Consider the following 19,145-nt stretch of genomic DNA (forward strand, 5'->3'; position numbering starts at 1 on the left):
GGATACTGAAAGAAAAGGAGAGGGTCAATTGAGAGCAATTAAGATTTTATTGGGAACTGTCGTCGTGGTTGCCATCATCGGCTTCGGTGTGTACCATTTCGGAACGAAATACATCGCCGACGAAGTAATGGGCCAAGTCGCGGCTGAACTGGAATCGAGCGGTGATTTGGAGTCAATTAAACAAGAAGTCCAAAACGATCCCGAGTTACGCGCCTTCATTGAAGAAGGAAAAAACGTGGACAGCTCAAAGCTTCCTTTCCAAACGAAAGAGGAAGCGACTCGAGTTTTGATGAAAAAGTTCGATTTGAACGAACTCAACGAACTGCAGATCCAAGCGCGACAAGGGATGACTGCAGAAGAACAGCAAGCCCTTTTCAATAAAATCCAAAGCAGACTGACAGAAGAAGAGATGCTGGCATTAAAGGCTTTGGCTTATAAAGAGTTATTTAAGTGAAAAACCGCTTCAGTCTAGGGTGACTGGAGCGGTTTTTCGCTTGGAAAAGAGTTATCGGTCACTTGGCGTAAGTTATCGGTCATTTTCCGGCAGTTATCGGTCACTTTCACAAAGTTATCGTCATTTTGTTACTTTAGACCTAAACGAATCAAGAAGTCCTCTCACAAATTCAAGGTTCGCCATGTAAACTCTTCCCCTTCTTTCTCCCTCAAAAGGAAGTCTTGTTCGTCTTAGAATCCGTTTCATCTTTTGTTCATCAGACAGTCGTAAAAATTGCCTGGCTGTCTTATTAGTAATGCGATAATCCACCAACATAAAATAATCTAATAGAGCACTGACATGGGCGAGGGAGTCAACATTCCTGCAACTCGGACAACCCCAACCATTTTGTATCGACTGCATGCCATGGAAACCGCAATTCACACAGTGGACTCCCGATATAAGTTCGGATGGCTGGATTCCAAATCGACTTGAAAGTGGGAACGGATCAAATTCACGGTGGGCATTGCTAAGTTTCTCCGCAATGTCTTGGAGTTGACAGGATTGAGTTGCTGGGTGAAATGAATGTAGTCTACGTAGAAAAATAGGGATTTCAAGAGGGAAAAGGAGTGTCAAATCTTGCCGATGATTCAAAAATTGCTGTTGCGGTCGGGGGAAAACCGCTGCTAGATGAATGGGAATAGAAATCTGTTGTGCATGAAACCAGTCTTCCAGTAGCATTTTATTTCGCTCCAGTTGGACGGATGGACATTCAAACGCATCAACTTGTCCATTTTCAAGTGTTCGAGTAAGTTGATTTTGCGTTTCGGGGAAACTGATTCGGCCGGCTATATTTTTCATTTCCAAAATGACCGCTCCTTGTTGGAAAAGAAAAAGTGTATCTATTTGGAATTTGCCGGTGGATTGAAGATTTAAGTCATGGAAGATGTAATGCTCGAAAGGGAATTGATATTGTCGAAAAACATTAGCCAGTATTTGTTCTCCATTTTCACCAGCCTTGGTCTTCCGCAGCTCGTTTTCAATGTCCGCATAGCGGGGATGATGCTCCGGCAACCTTCGTAGCAATGCTTCCAGCCCGATTGCCTTTAATGAATTCATTTTTTCCTTTACAATCAATGCACATCGCCTCCGTTGTAATAGTGTGACTTTTATTCTACCATGAAAAACTAATAACTTCATATAATACTGTTGGGCACAATTTATCTGTCATTTCCCGAAAGTTATCGGTCACTTTAAGGTAATTATCGATCAATCAGTACGAGTTATCGATCACTTATTGAAAGTTATCGGTCAATTTCACAAAGTTATCGTCATTTCATGACTTCCGACCTAAGAAAGTTATTGAAAGAACCCTTTAGGAGAGAGGATAAAATATAGTTTATTTAAATATATGAAACTAAAACCATGGTTTGGCAATTAGTGCTTCCCGCATATTTCGAAATAGTAGAATTTCATTTACTCTTAAATGTAAATTACCCAATTATGGAAGGAGTGTTTTACTATGAAAGGCATTCAACGGATATTTTGTATTGCTGCAGCCTTTGTTTTCCTTTTCGGAATGGCGGGCAATGCGTCTGCGGCAAACAAGAAGATTTTTGACCAAGTGAGAAATGAGTATGCGTCCTATGAAAAGAAAACGACGAACGCTTATGAGACATACCGTGAGAAGACAAAAAAGGCGTATGAAGCCTACCGTGATAAAGAACAGGCTTCTTTTGAAACTTTCGGCAAGCAGACGGATGCCGATTTGACGAAACTGACGAAGTTGTTAAGTGAAGATTACAACCAGCTCCAATCCCAATATGGCGGGAACAAAGATTTTGCTGAAAAGCTTCGAAAGTATAACAGCCAAATCAGTCCAACGTCGCTCGGCAGCCCGATGCAAAGATACGCGCAAAGCGTCAACCCGAATTATTTAGGGAGTCTCATGATGCACTATAAAAACGCCGTCAACGAACATTATTTAGGTGGGCCGATGACCGCTTACAAAAACGCGGTAAATGAACACTATCTTGGCGGGCCGATGACCGCCTATAAAAACACGGTGAATGAAAATTACTTAGGCGGTCCAATGACGAAGCTCAAAAACAATAGTCGTGACAGCTATTTAGGTGGGATTATGCAACAGCATAAAAGAGGTAAACTATCTCAAAAAGAAGCGCTGAAGCAATGGAAAGCAATGTTTCAAAAGGAACGCAAGCAAATCCAATCAGATATATCGAAGTCAAATAAAGATATTAGCCGGGTAATTGACTCAACGACTGATAAAATCCTTTCACAAAAATCCAAAACGGTGAATGGCATCCTCGAGCAACGCGAGAAATCACTTAAAGCCGTTTCAGACATGCGAGCTGAGTATTTCGGGGAAGGCATCACCTTTGAAACGCTCATTCCTGACTTAGGCGAGAACCAAGTGATGGTTGATGGGACATGGCTTGCGCTTCATCAACCGCCAGTCCTGCAAAATGGAGAAGTCCTCGTTCCGTTGCGAGCAATCTTTGAGGCAATCAATCCAGGAGTGAAATTGCAGAAAAAAGGCGACGTCATAACAATAGCTAAACCATCTGTGAAAATGACAATTGGTTCGAAGAAAGCGACAGTGAATGGAAAGGACATAACGCTTTCAACGGCCCCGACCGTAGTAAACGGTCAAACGATGATTCCACTCCAATTGGTGGATGCGTCATTTAGTAATTCGATACAGTGGGATCCCAAGGTGAAGACGGTATTTATTGACTGAAATAGAAATGGAAAACACCCAGAGAATCCGGTCTCTGGGTGTTTCCATATAGTATTTAGTTGATAGATCCGTAGAAGATTTGTCCGCCTCTTGTGTCGATAACTTTCAACATGTTCGTGCGTTTCATGAAGATGGATTTATACTGCACGCGTCCGTTTTGGTCCTTCAACGTGATGACGCGTTTGCTAGCATTGTCTTCGACAACTTGTAAGTTTATGCTGCTCACATTTACAACAGAAGAAAGCTTCGCATATTCAGCGAGTGTGCTGTTTTGTTCTGCAACCGGCTTGCTCTCAGGCTTCGTTGGTTCTGTTGCTGTTTCAGCTGCCTCTACAGTACCGAAGAAGATTTCGCCTCCGCGGAAGTCGATGAGTTTCAAGCTGTTTGTGTCTTTAACAAAGATGGATTTGTATTTGCCTTGTCCACGTGCGTCTCGGAACAAGACGATGCGTTTATAGTTATTGTCTTCCGTCACTTTTGCGGTAAGCCCAGTTACATCGATTTTGGAAGCGATTGTTTCATATTCAGGAAGTTGCTTCAGTTCATCTGCTGTAATGTTTAATTGGTATCTTGCTTCATGGTTTTTGTAAGAAGTTTCATATTTTGAGATAGCCGCCTCAGCTTTATCTGCGTGTAGGACGTTTGCTGCTCCGAAACCACCTGTAGTAAGTAGTGCTGCGCTCAATGTAGTTGCAAAAAGTTTTTTCATGTTTTTTCTCTCCTTTGTTTTGGTATGGCTTTATCTTACCCTCGCTTTTTTAAAGGACTCTGTGAAATTTATGAGAAATTGGTGAGAATTTCCGACAAGAGCGAAATAAACATCGCATAAAAAAGCGCCCAGAGATTGGCATCTCTGGGCGTATCCTATTTATCTCCGTATTCTAACTGCTTCTCAATCTTTCCATCATCTCCATGAATATAAACCATCGTTCCTGCTTCCTCGGCCATCCGTTTTGCTTCATCGACCGCGTCATCTCGAGAACCTGCTGTATAGGCTGGTTCATCGTTGCCTTCCTTTTTCACAGCCCAACCATCTTCATCATGGGGGACGACGTGGAATCTTGCGTCGTCCGTTCCTGCACGATCCTCAAAATATTCATCTTGGTCACGTTTCTTATCATTTGCCATGCAATAACCTCCTTCACTGAAATCTCTCAGTCTTGTACCTCTCCATTACCCTGTTGGATGGAATCAAAACAGCAGCAAATCATAGAATAGTATGTACGAATACATATCGTGAATTTATCGATTTCCCCTTATAATTAGTTTGAAGGATATGAGGAGGAAAACAATGTTAACGACTGAACAGCTACAGAAAATCGAAAACTTGCAAGAAGAATGCGAGACAAACGACGGTATTTTATTGAAATTAAATTGGGATATGCTACGCCAACGTAAAAATCAGTCTATGGACTTTTATCATTACATGGACGGCGAGCTAGTTGCATATTTGGCCCTTTACGGATTTGGCTCAACTGTTGAAGTATGCGGAATTGTAAAGCCTGCCGAACGAAGGAAAAAGTACTTTTCAACTTTATGGAAACAGGCATTGCAAGTCATCAAGGAAAAGGGATATAAAAAAATTCTTTTGAATGCTCCTTCCACTTCTGAGTCGGCCAAGAGATGGCTTGAGAATCAACCATGTACCTATGATTTTTCTGAATATCAAATGGTATGGGAACAGCAGTCTATGGAAGAAGGTAGAGGTATCCAATTAAGGCAATCCACCGAGGATGATGCCCCGTTTGAAATTGAATTGGATATGTTAGGATTCGGCATGTCGCTGGAAGACGCTACAATTCATAAACAAGAAGTGAAAAATTATCCGAATGACGCGCATTACATTATTGAAGTGGATGGCAAGAGAGTAGGCAAGATCCGAGTAAGCCGAAATGATGGCGAGTCTTATATATATGGTTTTGTCGTTCATCCCGACTTTCAAGGAAGGGGTTATGGCCGTCAAGCATTGCAAGCGGTCGTCCGGATGGAACAGCCGTCAGGCAACCCGATTAAACTTGAAGTGGAAGCGAAAAATCGCAATGCCCTCCGTCTATATGAGTCAATTGGATTTCGAACGGTCCAAGGACAGGATTATTATCTTTGGGATGAATTTGAGGGAGGCCACGATGCATAGGAATTTCCTCAGCCTGAGTGAAAACGCTTGTCAGTCTAGACGCGAATAGAACTAAAGTTCATGAGTGGACGAGCGAGACAAGCAACAACGGATGCGAGCGTTTGTCAACAGGCTGGAAGTTCGGCTATTAGCCGGACTTTTTTTATATTGAGGAAGTCTTTCTTTACAAACCCTGAATTTGCTGATAGAATTTAATAGTTACTTAACCTAACTAATTATATTCGCAAAGGAGGCGGCAACAATCGAAACGCTTCAACAAAACTTTTTTGGGCACTATAGTAAACTCTACCGCCCGTTGCTCAATGAAGTAAACGCAAAACTGGCCAAGTACGGATTGTTTAATTCTCAATGGGCGATCATGAAAATGCTCAAGCAAGAAGGTGCGATGACGCCTGCAGAAATTGCACTTCGACAGCAAGTGGAAAAGCCGAGCATCACGAAGATTCTCCAACGCCTCGGGGAATTGGGGTATGTGGAATCGACGCCGGGACAAGATAAGAGAGAGAAATGGATTCGGCTGACAAGTTCAGGGGAATCCGTTTGCAGTGACATAATGGAGCAACTTGCATCTCTATACGAAGACCTTCTAAAAGGTTTATCGAAAGAAGAATTGGAAATGGCTATAAGCGTATTGGCGCGCGCCCACCAAAATTTAACATCATGAAAGAGTGAAAATATGCAAGAACAAAAACTATGGACAAAGGACTTCATAACGATATCAATTATCAATTTCATCCTCATGCTTGCCATGTATTTATTATTAGTCACCATTGCGCCGTTCGCGGTTGAGCAATATGGAGCTTCGACAAGCATGGCAGGGCTTGTTTCGGGAATATTCATCATCGGAACATTGATCGCACGGATTTTTTCAGGAGGCTTGATTGGAAAAGTCGGCGGCAAGAGAATGCTGTTCATCGGTCTTCTCGTGTCCACGATTGCAACCGCCTTTTATTTCGGATCAGCGAATATGCCGTTGCTCCTTGCAAACCGGCTATTTCACGGAATCGGACTTGGAATTGCGTCTACTGCGACTGGCACGATGATTGCACAAGCAATCCCAGCGTCGAGGAGAGGAGAAGGGATTGGCTATTTTAGCATGAGCACTGTAATGGCGACAGCCATCGGGCCATTTTTCGGTATTTTCATGAGCCAGCATTATCCGTTCCGTATGCTGTTCGTCCTCTGCCTCGCATTAAGCATCGTAACGCTGGTCATGTTCTTCTTCGTCAATGAAACCGTGAAGCCGACTGCTTTGAACAAGCCGGTAGTAGCGAAAAAACGGATTGACTTATCCAATTTCATTGAAAAGAAAGCATTGCCGATTTCCATCATTACGTTATTCGTAGCGCTCGCCTATTCAGGAGTACTGTCATTTATATCGTTTTACGCGAAGGAGATTAACCTCGTTCAAGTTGCAAGCTTCTTTTTCCTCGTCTATGCAATCGTCGTATTGCTGTCCCGTCCATTTTCTGGAAAGCTATTAGATGTAAAAGGAGCGAAGTTTGTTGTCATTCCTTCGCTCGTACTCTTCGCGCTCGGCATGATCTTGTTGAGCCAGACGCATAGCGGCATCATGCTCCTTGCGGCAGGTGCCATCTTCGGACTAGGCTACGGGAATTTCCAATCATGCGCCCAAGCGATCGCCTTAAAAGGAATTTCCGTTGAACGGCTCGGCATCGCCACCTCTACGTTCTATATCTTCCTCGATTCCGGACTCGGATTTGGGCCGTACTTTTTAGGCGTTGTCGTTCCAAGCCTCGGCTATCGGGGGATGTATGAAGTGTTGACGCTTGTCATTGTGCTATCCCTTGTTGCGTTCGTGTACCTGTTCCGTAAAAGAAAAACGTTGGCTACTGCATAAATAGAAAGGCTTTGGATGCCCTAACGGAATCCAAAGCCTTTTTTATCCCACAACAATTTCACTCATCAACGCATGCACATTATCTTCCGTATCTTTGAAAAATGCCATCCACGTTTCCGTTTGTCCCATCTTTGCGACCATATGCGGTTCATCGATGAAAACGATGTCTTTTTCCTTGTACTCTTCATAGGCCTGTTGAATATCTTCCACGTGAAAATAAAGGACGGAGCTTGAATGGGCGAACTCCTCTTTTTCAGGAAGGCTTATGAAGAGGCGTACGCCGTTGCAATCAAAAAACGCCATTGTTTCCGTTGTGAATAAAAGCTGCAAACCTAAACGGTCTTTGTAAAATGCGGTAGCCCGCTCAATATCAGTTGCAGGCAAAGCAACTTGCCCGATTTTCGTAATTGTCCCCATGTAACATCTCTCCCTTTTTGTCTATTTCTTTCATCATACATAACTGTTAAACGGATTTCTTATCCAAAATCACCTTTTTACGATAATGGAGCGGTGACATACCTATATGTTGCTTAAACATTTTGCTGAATGAAACAGGATTGGAAAATCCAATTTCAAATGCGATATCCGTCATATTGAGTTCGAAATTTGCCAACAGCTTTTTTGCTTTTTCGATCCGCAACTCCGAAATATGCTGGTGTGGAGTCCTTCCGAACACTTGCGCATAAGTGCGCAATAAATGATTTGGTGACAAACAGGCAGCTTTTGCAATATCCGCTAATTGTAGAGGCTCTGCAAAAAATGCGCGGATATATTCGTGGGCTGTTGTTACGCGTTGGAACAATTCTTCACGCGTCGATCTGCGCAAAGCCTGTAGCGCTTCAACTTCACGGAAAGTCGTTAACTGTTCCATTATCAAGGATTCCATAATTCGATGGAATTGCTCGTCATGCCAACAAGCATCCGATTGTTTGTGATGTTTTTTAAACGTATTGATTTGCGCAGCTAAAGAAGAGCTAATTTCATATGTTCTTTCAAAAAAGTAGAGGGGGTCCGCCTTTTCAAAGGGATCAGTCAGAAGTTCATTCGTCGAGGCATCCATTGTCCGATAGATGTCTTCTGCGAATCCATCACCGAAAAACATGCAAAATGATTCCACAACCTGTTTCTCTTCAATTCCGATAGTATACGGTCCTTCATTCAAAAGAAGATATCGGTTTTCTTCAACCGCAAAGAAACCCCTATCCGTCTTGTAAAGGGCTCTGCCATTCGAGAATGTCTTTATGGAAAGCTGTCCGATGCCTTCCCAGTAGAATTCGTTGCTTTTTGCATGCAAAATAAAATTGGATGAATCTTTTACTTCCATTCCCTCACCTCTGTATTATCTGACTAATCAAAAGTATACCACTTTCATACTTTGTCTAATAGCTTGATTGGGGCAAGAGGAATGAAAAGGCTATCGCAGAAAAAATCTACTTTCGCGATAGCCCAAAAATATTGCTGTCTCAATCTTGAATTGTCACTGGCCGTATATATCGTACAAGGTAGCCGTGTTTGGGAGATCCAATAAAGCTGATTAGAAATACTACACCAGTTGCAAATGCCATGGATCCCGATATGGATGTATCAATCCAGACGGCAATATAGTAACCGCCGATTGCAGAAATGACACCGAATAGGGCGCTCAGGCACATCATTACAGACAGTCGTTCGGTCCAAAGATAAGCCGCAGCGGCAGGGGTAATGAGCATTGCCACAACCATGATGGCGCCGACTGCGTCAAATGATGCGACGGTCGTAATCGACACGAGTGTCATGAATACATAATGCATGAGCATGACTGGAATGCCAAGGCTTGCTGCTAGCGCGGCATCGAACGTCGTAATTTTCCACTCTTTATAGAAAGCGACTACCATGACGAGCACAATCGCCAATACAATGAGCAGTATGAATGTAGCCTGAGGCATTTCGCCAATCAACGGGACATCCATCGTATTCCACGGAACGAATGTGATTTCTCCCATTAATGCGTGTTGCACGTCTAAGTGGACATTTCCGGTCTTTGTTGCAATTAAAATAACGCCAATTGCAAACAACGTCGTAAATACGACCCCGATGGAAGCGTCTTGCTGTACGCCGAGCGAATGAAGCAACTGCACCAAAACGGCTGTCAGCAAACCCGCGATAATCGCGCCGATCAACATATGCACGCCGCTTAACTCTCGCGTGATCAAATATGCCATGACGATGCCTAATAGGACTGTATGACTGATGGCATCGGCCATCATCGCCATCTTTCTGAGGATAAGGAAGACGCCAATAATTCCACAGGACAGCCCCACTAAGGAGGCGGTAAGTAAAATCCAACCTTCATAACTCAATTTATTTACCCTCCTTCACAGTTTGGCGAGCCATGGAGCGATTTCCCACTTCATGGTATTTGCGTTGCATCCTTAGTTGGATTGCGCGGATCAACAACCCTCGTTGCGCTCCGAAAACGATTGAAATGGTAAATATGGCAGCGGATGCGATGACGATGAACGGACCAGTTGGCCATCCTTTTCCCATTGTGCTCAGCAACGTCCCAATCATGCCCGAGCTACCGCCAAAAATAGCTGAAAGAACGAGCATCTGTTTGAATGAATGTGTCCAGTAATGTGCGCTCACTACCGGAATGATAAGCAATGCCGCCATTAGAATGACACCTACCGCTTGGATGCCGATGACAATGACGAGAACGAGCATGGACAGATAGGCACCGTTCATGAACCGTGTTGAAAGACCGAGCCCCTTAGCAAAATTTGCATCGAACAGGAACAGCTTCCATTCTTTGAATCCGACAATGATGACCCCTATAATAATTAAAGCGACAATTAACATTGTATAGACATCGGTTCGAACCATGGAAGCCGCTTGCCCGAAAATGAAATTATCAAGACCGGCTTGGTTGCCGCCTCCTTTCCGGCTGACAACCGTCAGAAGCATGACGCCCAAACCGAAGAAAACGGATAGGATGATTCCCATCGCTGCATCTTCCTTCACCCGGCTGGACGAGCGGATCCAGTGGATGAGCCATGCACCGATGAATGAGCTGATGGCTGCACCGATAATCATGAGTGGTAAACTTTTGTAACCCAAAATGGAAAAAGCAATGACGACACCTGGCAAAGCTGCGTGTGATAATGCGTCACTCATAAGGCTTTGCCGCTTCCAATAGGCAAGGCAGCCAATCATTCCGGATGCCGTCCCTAATATCAATGTGCTAAGTAGGACCCACTGCGCATTTGGAGATAAAAAGACATCGAACATGTCACTGGGCCTCCTTCATCCAGCGTAATGACCCGCCATATGTTCTCTGTACATTCTCCTTCGTAAAGACTTCCTCCGTTTTCCCGTATTTGATAATTGTTTTATTCAGCAGCATGACATGGTCGAAGTAATCTTCCACCGTCAATAAATCATGATGAACGACCATGACTGTTTTCCCGGCGCACTTTAACCGTTTCAATGTTGTCATGATAGCCGTTTCCGTAGCAGCATCTACGCCGACTAGCGGCTCATCCATGAAGTAGAGATCCGCATTTTGGACAAGCGCTCGTGCTAAGAAAACACGCTGTTGCTGCCCTCCTGATAATTGGCTGATCTGTCGATCGGCATAATCCGCCATCCCCATTTGAGCGAGCGATTCCAGAGCGAGCTCCTTGTCGTGCTTTGAAGGCCATTTAAACCATCCAACCTTACCGTACAAACCCATTAGCACGACATCCAATGCGTTCGTCGGGAAGTCCCAATCGACTGAGCCTCTTTGAGGAACGTAGCCAATTCGTGATTTCGCCTTCGCGAGGGTGGAACCGAAAAATGACACATCTCCTGAAAGTGCCGGATGTAGATTCAGCATCACTTTTAGCAAAGTGGATTTCCCGGCGCCATTCGGTCCGACAATTCCGGTCAATGAGCCAGGTTGAACGTCGAAGTTCACATCATAAAGCACTTTGTTTTTCCGGTACGATGCAGAAAGGTTTTTAACCGTAAGTACAGACATTTAGTTCCCCTCCCCTAAGAGTGCCTTGTGGATCGTATTTACATTATGTTTATACATGCCGAGATACGTCCCCTCTTCCGTACCCGCGTCTCCCATAGCGTCAGAGTACAGCTCGCCGCCCAACTTCACATCTAACCCTTGTTTTCCGGCTCCTTCGATTACAGCTTTGATGGAGTTCTGGTTAATGCTGCTTTCAACGAAAACAGCGGGAATTTTATATTCCATCAGTATATTGATTGTATCGTCGATATCCGTAATCCCAATTTCATCTTCCGTACTCAATCCTTGCAAACCGACTACTTCAATATTGTACGCTCGACCGAAATAACCAAAGGCGTCATGAGCCGTTACCAATACACGCTTACCTTCTGGAATTTGTGCAAGTTTATCTTTTGATTCTGCAAGGAGCTCATCAAGCATTTTAAAATAGGACTCCTTGTTAGCGTCAAATTCATCGGCATATTCCGGAGCAAATTTCTTCAACTCTTCAGTAGCGGCTTCGAGAGAGGTTTTCCATAATTCGATATCAAACCAAACATGTGGATCAATGGCACCATCTTCATCTGTTAATAACTTTTCTGTTGGAATGGATTCAGAAATGCCGAGCACAGGCTTTTTGCTGCCGATTCTCGTAAATGCTTCTGTCATATTCCCTTCAAGATTGAGTCCGCTATAGAAGACAATATCACTGCCCTCCAATTTCTTTATATCACCCTGAGTCGCTTTGTATAAATGGGGATCGACACCAGGCCCCATTAAACTTTCCACCGCAACATGATCGCCGCCGATGATGGATATCGGTTCAGCAATTTGTGCGATTGTCGTAACGACATTGATTTTCCCATCTGCATTGCCATCGTCTTTCTCTCCGTTGGAACATGCGGCGAAAACTAGAAGGGATAATAATAGTCCAGCAAGTACGATGCCTTTTCTCAATTTCCTCAATTCAAATTCCTCCTGTACAGGTAATGTAAATGAACAATAAAGTTTCCCTTGCGCAACATTTTGGATAAAAAAAATGAATTCACTCGGAAACTTCTAACCATCCCTCTTCAAAAAAGGTCTCATAGAAATAGTATTCACATATGCTCACAAAGTTTCCCGAGGGAAACTATTTCTCTGTTAAAAATAATTCAAAGCTCTATGTTTGTCAATACCTTTATTCGAAACTATTTATTTATCCGAAAATTATTCAGATGAAGTGTAGAACTAAACAAACTACATCAAAAGTCTGAGAGAGAATCCGACTGGGGCTCGTTATAGGAGTTGGGAAAAGTTGTTAAGCTAATGATCAATGGTGCTGGAAGGAAAGGGGAATGGTTGTGAAAGTATTGGAGTTTATCGTAAAAAAGAAGGTGTTGGTCGGTTTATTGACCGTATTGGTTGTAGCTTTGGGGAGTTTTGCAGTAGTGAAACTGGATAAAGAAATTATGCCTTCGGTTGGAATGGATGGCGCATATATAATGATCGACGCAGGGGATATGGCAGCGATTGACGTGGAACAAACTATAACGTCGCCTCTCGAACAGAGTCTGGAAGGAATCGAAGGTGTTGAGGAGATCAGGTCGACAACGGCGGTTGGAAGCAGCGCCATCGATATAACGATTGCCAGAGGACAAAGTGAAAAGGTTATGAAAGAAATAGAGACGGCGGTGAATGAAACAAAAGCCGAGCATCCTGAAATACGTGAAGCTATGGCAAGTCAATATGGCGTAAGGCAAGGCTACGAGTTTTTCATGGATCTATCGGGCGATGATCTTCAAACGATGACCGCATTCGCTAAGGATGTGCTTGAACCGAGGCTTGAAAGCTTAAAGGAGGTTCAAGATGTCAATCTGTCTGGTGTGTCGGAGCAGGAAGTTTCCATTGCGTTCAATCGAGATGAAATGAAAAAGCATGGATTGGATATAACGCAAGTCGCGGGGTTCATTGCACAAGCAAATTCGGAAGCGACACTTGGCGAATTGCAGGATGGCGAGAACGGATCACTCCTTCGTTGGAATTCGAAACTTGCGGATATTGACGGAGTGAAGCGTATTGAAATTCCAACAGGGGAAAGGTTTATCCAGCTGAAAGACATTGCCAATGTGACAGTAGAGACTCGTGGACAGTCATCATTCGTATGGAAAAACGGGACGAAGGAATTGGTGTTCATTCAAGTGGGGCGGGCAGCAAATGTCACGCAGATTGATATGGCAAAAGCCGTCCGTGAAGAGATTCAGAAAATACGCGAGGAAGGACTTGTGGAAGGCTTTACGTTAAATGAAATGGTAGCGCAGGCAGATATCGTACAGGAATCGATCGACGGAGTGGTCGTCAATATACTGATTGGCAGCGCAGTGGCGATTGCGATTCTGCTTTTATTCCTCAGAAATATCCGCGCTACGCTCATTATTGCGGTTTCCATCCCAACTTCGGTGTTGCTGACCTTTTTGACAGTATACGTGCTCGGATACAGTCTCAATATGCTGACGCTTATCGGTCTAGGTCTCGGTGTCGGAATGATGGTGGACTCATCGATCGTCATTTTGGAATCGATTTACCGGAAACGGGAGCTTGGGCTCACTAAGTTTGAAGCGGTGCTTGCGGGAACGAAGGAGGTGGCGGGTGCTGTTTTCGCCTCGATGCTGACGACGATCGTCGTATTCTTGCCGATCGGTTTTATTGGCGGCGGGCTTGGCGAGTTCATGGTCATCCTTGCGATTGTAGTGGCGATTACATTGATCAGCTCAGTGCTCGTCGCATTTACGCTCATACCTGCGCTTTCTGAGAATTTTCTTCGTTACCGGGGCATCCGTGACGCCAGGAAAGAGAGCCGTTTCAGCAAAGGGTACAATTTGATCGTTTCGTGGATTGTTGCGAAAAGGCGTCGGTGTCTTCTCGTCGTCGCCCTCTTTTTCGGACTGTTTGGCGGTTCACTTTTCCTTGTGAATAAAATCCCGATGACCGTCATGCCGGACGTCTTTAATCGGTATAGTGAAATCGTTGTAGCATTGGAAACAGGGGTGGAGCGTGCTGAAAAAGAGCGGCTGGCAAAACTGATGAATGATAAGATGTCAGAAGTTATAGATGTCGAGTCAAGTTATGTTTTGGAAGGCAGTGGGAATGAGTTGTTTGTCATTGTCAATATGACAAAAGATGATGACATTACTCTTGAGCAAAAGGAAGTGAATGAACAGATTTTGCGATCACTTCGTGAATTCCAAGACACCGAACCGATACGAACTGTGCAAGTAGCTATGTCCGAAATTAGTGGTGCGCCCGTACAAGTGATGGTCAAAGGAGAAGAATTTGGCCAGATGCAGGCAATTGCAGAAGACTTTATGAAAGAGCTTGGTAAAGTTGAAGGAATCGTAGGTGTGACAAATTCGATGGAGCGCACTTCCGAGGAAAAGGCGATTGTGTTAAAAGAGAAAGCGATTATGGATGCAGGCTTAACACAAATGCAGGTTAGACAATTCATCGAACAGGCTTTCATTACTATGCCTGTAGGTCAAATGGCGCTCGGTGGAGAGAGTGTGCCGCTCATTGTCAGCTGGAATCCAAAAACGGATTCCACTCAAGGGCTGCTTGACTTGGAAATACCGACGATGGAAGGCGATCAGAAGTTATCAATGTTCATCTACTTGGAAACTGTTCGTACGCCAAATGAAATCACGCATATTGGCAAGGAACGATTCATTTCTGTTTCCGCGGATATTGAAGGTAGAGATTTAGGTGCGATCAATCGCGACGTGCAAAAAGTCATTAAGGATTTTGATACGCCGGCAGGCTATGCAATTGATGTCGCCGGTGATATCGAGCAGCAACAGCAGCTGATGATGGAAATGATTTTAGTGTTAAGCATCGCACTGTTCCTCGTCTACTTTGTGATGGCTGTGCAATTCAATCATTTAGGGCATCCGCTTATCGTCATGTCTGTCATTCCGATGGCGATTATCGGTGTCATTATCGGATTGTTCGTGACGCAAATGGAATTGAATCTATTGTCCGGGATGGGTGTCATCATGCTCATCGGTATCGTTTTGAACAACGCGATTCTCTTAATTGACCGGACGAACCAGCTCCGTAAAGAAGGGATGTCCATGGAGGATGCATTAGTTGAAGCGGGCAGAAACCGTATACGGCCGATTTTTATGACGACATTGACGACGGTAGGCGGAATGCTGCCGCTTGCACTTGCTTCCGGAGCATCGGGCAATTACCAAGCGCCGCTCGCCACGGTATTGATTTCGGGATTGCTGTTTGCGACGTTCATCACATTGCTGCTCATTCCATCGGTTTATCGTCTGTTTACGAAGTCTGAGAAAGTGGTAAAAGTGGCAACCTCTAAACGTAAAAAGCGTGTAACGACACGGGTAGTTGACCCTGTGAAATGAAATAGAGGAAGTCAGAAACGTATAAAGTGTGCTAAACGACTCAACTTTCGCACCGGGAAATTCGCTGTAAATCCTTGAACTTTCACGGTTAGATCTGAAAATAAAATGTGTGAAGACGATGGTCGTGTGGCCAATAAGGCTCTGCTCTCTTGGGAACACCGAAATGAAGCGGATTCCCAGACACTTGGAGGGATGTTTTATGAACTATGTGATGAAATTGACGACCTTGACTGGGCATGCGCATTGCAGGAATTGGTCGGGTTTCTTGAAGATGCCCTTAAGAAGACAGAAAGCGAACCAGAAGCCTGATCCAAAAACAAGTCATGCATTGGATTGAAGGATTGCCTTTATATCAGGGCTTATTTGCGGATTCACTCTGCGAAAGTTGAGTAAACGAGCATAAATCGAGCCAAGCAAGCATAAATCGAATTATTTACTCATAAAACCCAGAAAAACGCATAAATCAATTTAAACACGCATAACTACCTTCACACGATCTTCATCATATATGGAGATCGTGTTTTTTCGCTTGTCATCTCACAAAGAAGACAGCTACAATGAGGCGATGAAGAAAGGGAGTGAATTCATTGAATGAAAAGGAGTATGACAACCTTCTTCGGATAAAAACAGCTGGAACGCTTGAGTTGTTAAGCCAGTCAGCCCATTATAACCGCTATGAAGCAACACCTTACGAAGCGTTGGATGAGCTGTTCAAAACGTATGAGCTGCATCAGTCGGACGGTTTTGTCGATTTCGGCTGCGGTAAGGCACGCGTGTCATTTTACGTCCATCATCGCTTTGGCGCATCGGTGACAGGGATCGAGATGAATGGGCAGCTTTATCAGGACGCGCTTGAAAACTTGGCAAGATACCGACGTAAAGCGAAGCACCGCGGCGGGGCAATCCGTTTTGAACGATGTTTCGCAGAAATGTATGAAATTGATCCGTCGGAGAATACATTTTATTTCTTTAATCCATTTTCCATCCAAATATTTATGACCGTCATCAGTAACATTTTGTTGTCTGTCGAACGGGAAGCTCGCCCCATCGACGTCATCCTTTATTACCCGACAGCCGAATATGTGCAATATATGGACAATCAGACGCCATTTAAGCTTTGGAAGGAAATTAAAATCGTTAGTCTTTATGATAAAAATGAAAATGAACGATTTTTAATCTACCGATTGGATGAGTAAGGTAGTTATCGTTCATTTCCTAGAGGATATCAATCATTTCGCGGTGGATATCGATCAATTCGAAGGAGTTATCAATCATTTCCCGGCATATAGTAATCATTTCCCAGGATATATGGTCATTTTGTGACCTAAGGCCTAATTGGTTAAAGACATTCGGCGTGACAGGTTTGGTCATTTGCGATAAAAACGACCGCGGAAGAGAATAAGTATTATCCCATGCCTGTCGCGCCGTATGCACTTACAAATCAATCACAACAAATGCATCGCTGCCTCCGCTTCATGCCATAGAACAGGGTATCCTTTCCCTTTCGCGCAAAAGATTGACGTGGATGTGTATTCCGGGTCGGCGTCTTTGTTGTAGCCGATTGCCTCGATCACTTCCTCCGTATTATGGCATTCGTCATAGCCACCAAATTGCAAAGTGAGCGCGCCTTTGCCGTTCGTGAACGATGCAAAGACGGTGCTATAATTCATGAAAGTTGCGACTGGGACGTGTCCAGTCACGATAGTATTTTCGCCAATCGTTTCGGGCGGTGCAAAACTTCCGGATGCTTGCTGGATATCGGATAGGACGCGGCCGATATGGTCCATCCCAACTTTTATTTTGAAGTCATAAACCGGCTCGAGCAGGACGTTTTCCGCTTTCTCCAACCCTTGCCGCAATGCGCGGAATGTCGCTTCCCTGAAGTCTCCGCCGGACGTATGCTCAATATGTCCTTTTCCTGTCAGCAAAGTGATTTTCACATCGGTCAGCGTCGATCCAGTCAATAAACCATGATGTGCCCGTTCGAAAATATGACTTTGTATCAAGTTTTGATTACCGACAGACAAATCATTCGCATGGCATACATTCTCGAACGAAATGCCGCTGTTCCGCTCGGCCGGTTCAATCCTCAAATGGACTTCCGCATAATGCTTTAGCGGTTCAAAATGGCCGTAACCGTTGACGGCGGAGCGAATTGTCTCTTTGTATAGGATTTTCGGATCGCCAAACGACACGTCGAATTGAAATCGATCCCGCACGATTTGTCTCAGCACTTCAAGCTGGATGACACCCATTACATGGACATGCACTTCTTGGACATGTTCATCCCAGACGACGCGCAATGAAGGATCCTCGGCGTCCAGCATTCTAAAGCAGCGCAGTACTTCTTTTACATGAATGGAAGGGTCGAAAATCACTTTCGATTTCAATGTTGGAATTAAATCAAACACCGCCTTCTCAACGAGCGTACCGAGCGGATCGCCCGCGCCTGCTTCAGAAAGCCCCGTTACAGCGACGATTTCTCCTGCATGGGCAGCTTCTGTCGTTTGAAATTTCTTTCCGTTATATCGCCTGATCTGCGTAATCTTCTCCTGTTTGTCCGCGTAATGCACATCATCTCTGACGTGCAAGTTCCCTTGCAATACTTTTAAGAACGTTATCCGATGGCCGTTTTCATCATGCCGAACTTTATAAACCCGTGCCGCGAATTCTCCCCTATCTACATAATCGGTCTTTGTTAACAGATCAAATTTCTCAAAGAAATCAAGAACACCGATATCCTTCAAAGCGGAGCCATGCCCATAAGCGAAGACGTCACGATGTTGAATCATCCGTTTCAAAGCGTCCAGCCATGTCTCGCTGTCATAGTCGGCATCCATATAGCGTTCGAGAAGTGCCTCGTCGCGTTCCGCAATAAATTCAATGAGACTTTCATTCATACCGTCCTCTTCTATTTCTGACAAATCGAAGATGTCCTGTGACAGGCTGCTACGAATTTCAGCCACAACGTTCTGTATATTCGCACCTTCTCGATCGGTTTTATTCAAAAAGAAAAACGTCGGGATTTGATGCTTTTTCAATAATTGCCAAACCGTTTCCGTATGACCTTCCACTCCGTCTGCTGCGCTTATAATGACGATGGCTGCATCCATCACTTGGATGGCCCTTTCCATTTCAGGTGAGAAATCGACGTGTCCCGGCGTATCGATAAGCGTATAGTGGGAGCCGTTGAACGTGAATGCTCCTTGGTCTGCAAATACAGTAATGCCGCGGTTCTTTTCGATTTCGTGGCTATCGAGGAAAGTGTCTTGATGGTCGACGCGGCCCCGCTGGCGAATGCTATGTGTATGAAAAAGCAGCTGTTCAGAAAATGTAGTCTTGCCCGCATCTACGTGGGCGACGATTCCAATTGTTTTCTGCATACGTGCACCTCGATTTCATTTCTGGATTATATAACTTTTATTTTAGTCATAAAAGGGGGAGAAAAGGAAGATATGAGCGAAGCGTGGAATAATGTGACGGAGGTCTATAGTCCCGAAGTGAGCATAACTTCTTCAAAGTCGCTCATAACTCCTCAAGATTGCGCTATAACTCTCCCGAACTCGCGCAAAATTCC

Annotated in this window: 18 protein-coding genes; 8 read left to right on the forward strand and 10 right to left on the reverse strand. The window is 44.4% G+C overall.

What is annotated here, in order from left to right:
* Positions 1 to 28: 28 nt before the first annotated feature.
* Positions 29 to 454, forward strand: a complete 426-nt coding sequence (locus ACTHPA_RS03430; RefSeq protein ID WP_440498693.1) for a hypothetical protein — start codon at positions 29 to 31, stop codon at positions 452 to 454.
* Positions 455 to 574: 120 nt separating this feature from the next.
* Here the strand turns inward: ACTHPA_RS03430 and ACTHPA_RS03435 are convergent, their stop codons facing one another.
* Positions 575 to 1,570, reverse strand: a complete 996-nt coding sequence (locus tag ACTHPA_RS03435) for a nuclease-related domain-containing protein (RefSeq protein ID WP_440498694.1) — start codon at positions 1,568 to 1,570, stop codon at positions 575 to 577.
* A gap of 385 nt (positions 1,571 to 1,955) precedes the next feature.
* Here ACTHPA_RS03435 and ACTHPA_RS03440 point away from each other — a divergent pair, with 385 nt between their 5' ends.
* On the forward strand, positions 1,956 to 3,194 hold the full coding sequence (locus ACTHPA_RS03440) for a copper amine oxidase N-terminal domain-containing protein (protein WP_440498696.1): 1,239 nt from the start codon (positions 1,956 to 1,958) through the stop codon (positions 3,192 to 3,194).
* Positions 3,195 to 3,249: 55 nt separating this feature from the next.
* On the opposite strand, the gene ACTHPA_RS03445 is transcribed toward ACTHPA_RS03440, so the two are convergent.
* On the reverse strand, positions 3,250 to 3,903 hold the full coding sequence (locus tag ACTHPA_RS03445; protein WP_440498698.1) for a hypothetical protein: 654 nt from the start codon (positions 3,901 to 3,903) through the stop codon (positions 3,250 to 3,252).
* 155 nt (positions 3,904 to 4,058) lie between these two features.
* Positions 4,059 to 4,322, reverse strand: coding sequence for a DUF2188 domain-containing protein (locus ACTHPA_RS03450; RefSeq protein ID WP_440498700.1), 264 nt, complete (start codon positions 4,320 to 4,322; stop codon positions 4,059 to 4,061).
* A gap of 163 nt (positions 4,323 to 4,485) precedes the next feature.
* On the opposite strand from ACTHPA_RS03450, the gene ACTHPA_RS03455 reads away from it, so the two are divergent.
* From ACTHPA_RS03455 to ACTHPA_RS03465, 3 genes are all read left to right on the forward strand, one after another.
* Entirely contained in the window at positions 4,486 to 5,328 is an 843-nt protein-coding gene (locus ACTHPA_RS03455; protein WP_440498701.1) for a GNAT family N-acetyltransferase, read from the forward strand.
* Between the two features lie 295 nt (positions 5,329 to 5,623).
* Positions 5,624 to 5,992 carry a MarR family winged helix-turn-helix transcriptional regulator gene (locus ACTHPA_RS03460; protein WP_440498702.1) on the forward strand — a complete coding sequence of 123 codons (369 nt, stop codon included), beginning with the start codon at positions 5,624 to 5,626 and terminating at the stop codon, positions 5,990 to 5,992.
* Between the two features lie 12 nt (positions 5,993 to 6,004).
* Positions 6,005 to 7,189, forward strand: coding sequence for an MFS transporter (locus tag ACTHPA_RS03465; RefSeq protein WP_440498704.1), 1,185 nt, complete (start codon positions 6,005 to 6,007; stop codon positions 7,187 to 7,189).
* A gap of 42 nt (positions 7,190 to 7,231) precedes the next feature.
* Here the strand turns inward: ACTHPA_RS03465 and ACTHPA_RS03470 are convergent, their stop codons facing one another.
* The 6 genes from ACTHPA_RS03470 to ACTHPA_RS03495 all read right to left on the reverse strand — a co-directional run bounded on the left by ACTHPA_RS03470 (position 7,232) and on the right by ACTHPA_RS03495 (position 12,134).
* Positions 7,232 to 7,606, reverse strand: coding sequence for a VOC family protein (locus ACTHPA_RS03470; RefSeq protein ID WP_440498706.1), 375 nt, complete (start codon positions 7,604 to 7,606; stop codon positions 7,232 to 7,234).
* A gap of 46 nt (positions 7,607 to 7,652) precedes the next feature.
* Entirely contained in the window at positions 7,653 to 8,513 is an 861-nt protein-coding gene (locus tag ACTHPA_RS03475; RefSeq protein ID WP_440498708.1) for a helix-turn-helix domain-containing protein, read from the reverse strand.
* Positions 8,514 to 8,652: 139 nt separating this feature from the next.
* The gene (locus tag ACTHPA_RS03480) at positions 8,653 to 9,528 is read right to left on the reverse strand and encodes a metal ABC transporter permease (RefSeq protein WP_440498709.1); all 876 of its coding nucleotides are present in this window, start codon (positions 9,526 to 9,528) and stop codon (positions 8,653 to 8,655) included.
* 1 nt (position 9,529) lies between these two features.
* Positions 9,530 to 10,456, reverse strand: coding sequence for a metal ABC transporter permease (locus ACTHPA_RS03485; protein ID WP_440498710.1), 927 nt, complete (start codon positions 10,454 to 10,456; stop codon positions 9,530 to 9,532).
* Position 10,457: 1 nt separating this feature from the next.
* The gene (locus ACTHPA_RS03490; protein ID WP_440498711.1) at positions 10,458 to 11,189 is read right to left on the reverse strand and encodes a metal ABC transporter ATP-binding protein; all 732 of its coding nucleotides are present in this window, start codon (positions 11,187 to 11,189) and stop codon (positions 10,458 to 10,460) included.
* Positions 11,190 to 12,134: a metal ABC transporter solute-binding protein, Zn/Mn family gene (locus ACTHPA_RS03495; RefSeq protein WP_440498713.1), complete on the reverse strand. Its 945-nt coding sequence runs from the start codon at positions 12,132 to 12,134 to the stop codon at positions 11,190 to 11,192. It abuts the gene before it with no gap.
* Positions 12,135 to 12,511: 377 nt separating this feature from the next.
* Here ACTHPA_RS03495 and ACTHPA_RS03500 point away from each other — a divergent pair, with 377 nt between their 5' ends.
* The 3 genes from ACTHPA_RS03500 (at position 12,512) to ACTHPA_RS03510 (ending at position 16,764) form a co-directional block, all read left to right on the forward strand.
* Positions 12,512 to 15,568, forward strand: coding sequence for an efflux RND transporter permease subunit (locus ACTHPA_RS03500; protein ID WP_440498715.1), 3,057 nt, complete (start codon positions 12,512 to 12,514; stop codon positions 15,566 to 15,568).
* Positions 15,569 to 15,694: 126 nt separating this feature from the next.
* Positions 15,695 to 15,877, forward strand: coding sequence for a hypothetical protein (locus tag ACTHPA_RS03505; RefSeq protein WP_440498716.1), 183 nt, complete (start codon positions 15,695 to 15,697; stop codon positions 15,875 to 15,877).
* A 278-nt stretch (positions 15,878 to 16,155) separates the two neighbouring features.
* The gene (locus tag ACTHPA_RS03510; RefSeq protein ID WP_440498718.1) at positions 16,156 to 16,764 is read left to right on the forward strand and encodes a class I SAM-dependent methyltransferase; all 609 of its coding nucleotides are present in this window, start codon (positions 16,156 to 16,158) and stop codon (positions 16,762 to 16,764) included.
* Positions 16,765 to 17,013: 249 nt separating this feature from the next.
* On the opposite strand, the gene ACTHPA_RS03515 is transcribed toward ACTHPA_RS03510, so the two are convergent.
* A complete protein-coding gene (locus ACTHPA_RS03515) occupies positions 17,014 to 18,951 on the reverse strand; it encodes a GTP-binding protein (RefSeq protein ID WP_440498720.1) in 1,938 nt (645 codons plus the stop codon).
* Between the last annotated feature and the right edge of the window lie 194 nt (positions 18,952 to 19,145).

The organism is Sporosarcina sp. SAFN-015 (assembly GCF_051966875.1).
Classification (GTDB): domain Bacteria; phylum Bacillota; class Bacilli; order Bacillales_A; family Planococcaceae; genus Sporosarcina.

What these genes read in the sequence shown, in the direction of transcription:
- ACTHPA_RS03515 (WP_440498720.1), bottom strand. Translation starts at nt 18,951, where the DNA reads ATGCAGAAAACAATTGGAATCGTCGCCCACGTAGATGCGGGCAAGACT.
- ACTHPA_RS03445 (WP_440498698.1), bottom strand. Translation starts at nt 3,903, where the DNA reads ATGAAAAAACTTTTTGCAACTACATTGAGCGCAGCACTACTTACTACA.
- ACTHPA_RS03485 (WP_440498710.1), bottom strand. Translation starts at nt 10,456, where the DNA reads ATGTTCGATGTCTTTTTATCTCCAAATGCGCAGTGGGTCCTACTTAGC.
- ACTHPA_RS03465 (WP_440498704.1), top strand. Translation starts at nt 6,005, where the DNA reads ATGCAAGAACAAAAACTATGGACAAAGGACTTCATAACGATATCAATT.
- ACTHPA_RS03490 (WP_440498711.1), bottom strand. Translation starts at nt 11,189, where the DNA reads ATGTCTGTACTTACGGTTAAAAACCTTTCTGCATCGTACCGGAAAAAC.
- ACTHPA_RS03440 (WP_440498696.1), top strand. Translation starts at nt 1,956, where the DNA reads ATGAAAGGCATTCAACGGATATTTTGTATTGCTGCAGCCTTTGTTTTC.
- ACTHPA_RS03470 (WP_440498706.1), bottom strand. Translation starts at nt 7,606, where the DNA reads ATGGGGACAATTACGAAAATCGGGCAAGTTGCTTTGCCTGCAACTGAT.
- ACTHPA_RS03450 (WP_440498700.1), bottom strand. Translation starts at nt 4,322, where the DNA reads ATGGCAAATGATAAGAAACGTGACCAAGATGAATATTTTGAGGATCGT.
- ACTHPA_RS03455 (WP_440498701.1), top strand. Translation starts at nt 4,486, where the DNA reads ATGTTAACGACTGAACAGCTACAGAAAATCGAAAACTTGCAAGAAGAA.
- ACTHPA_RS03475 (WP_440498708.1), bottom strand. Translation starts at nt 8,513, where the DNA reads ATGGAAGTAAAAGATTCATCCAATTTTATTTTGCATGCAAAAAGCAAC.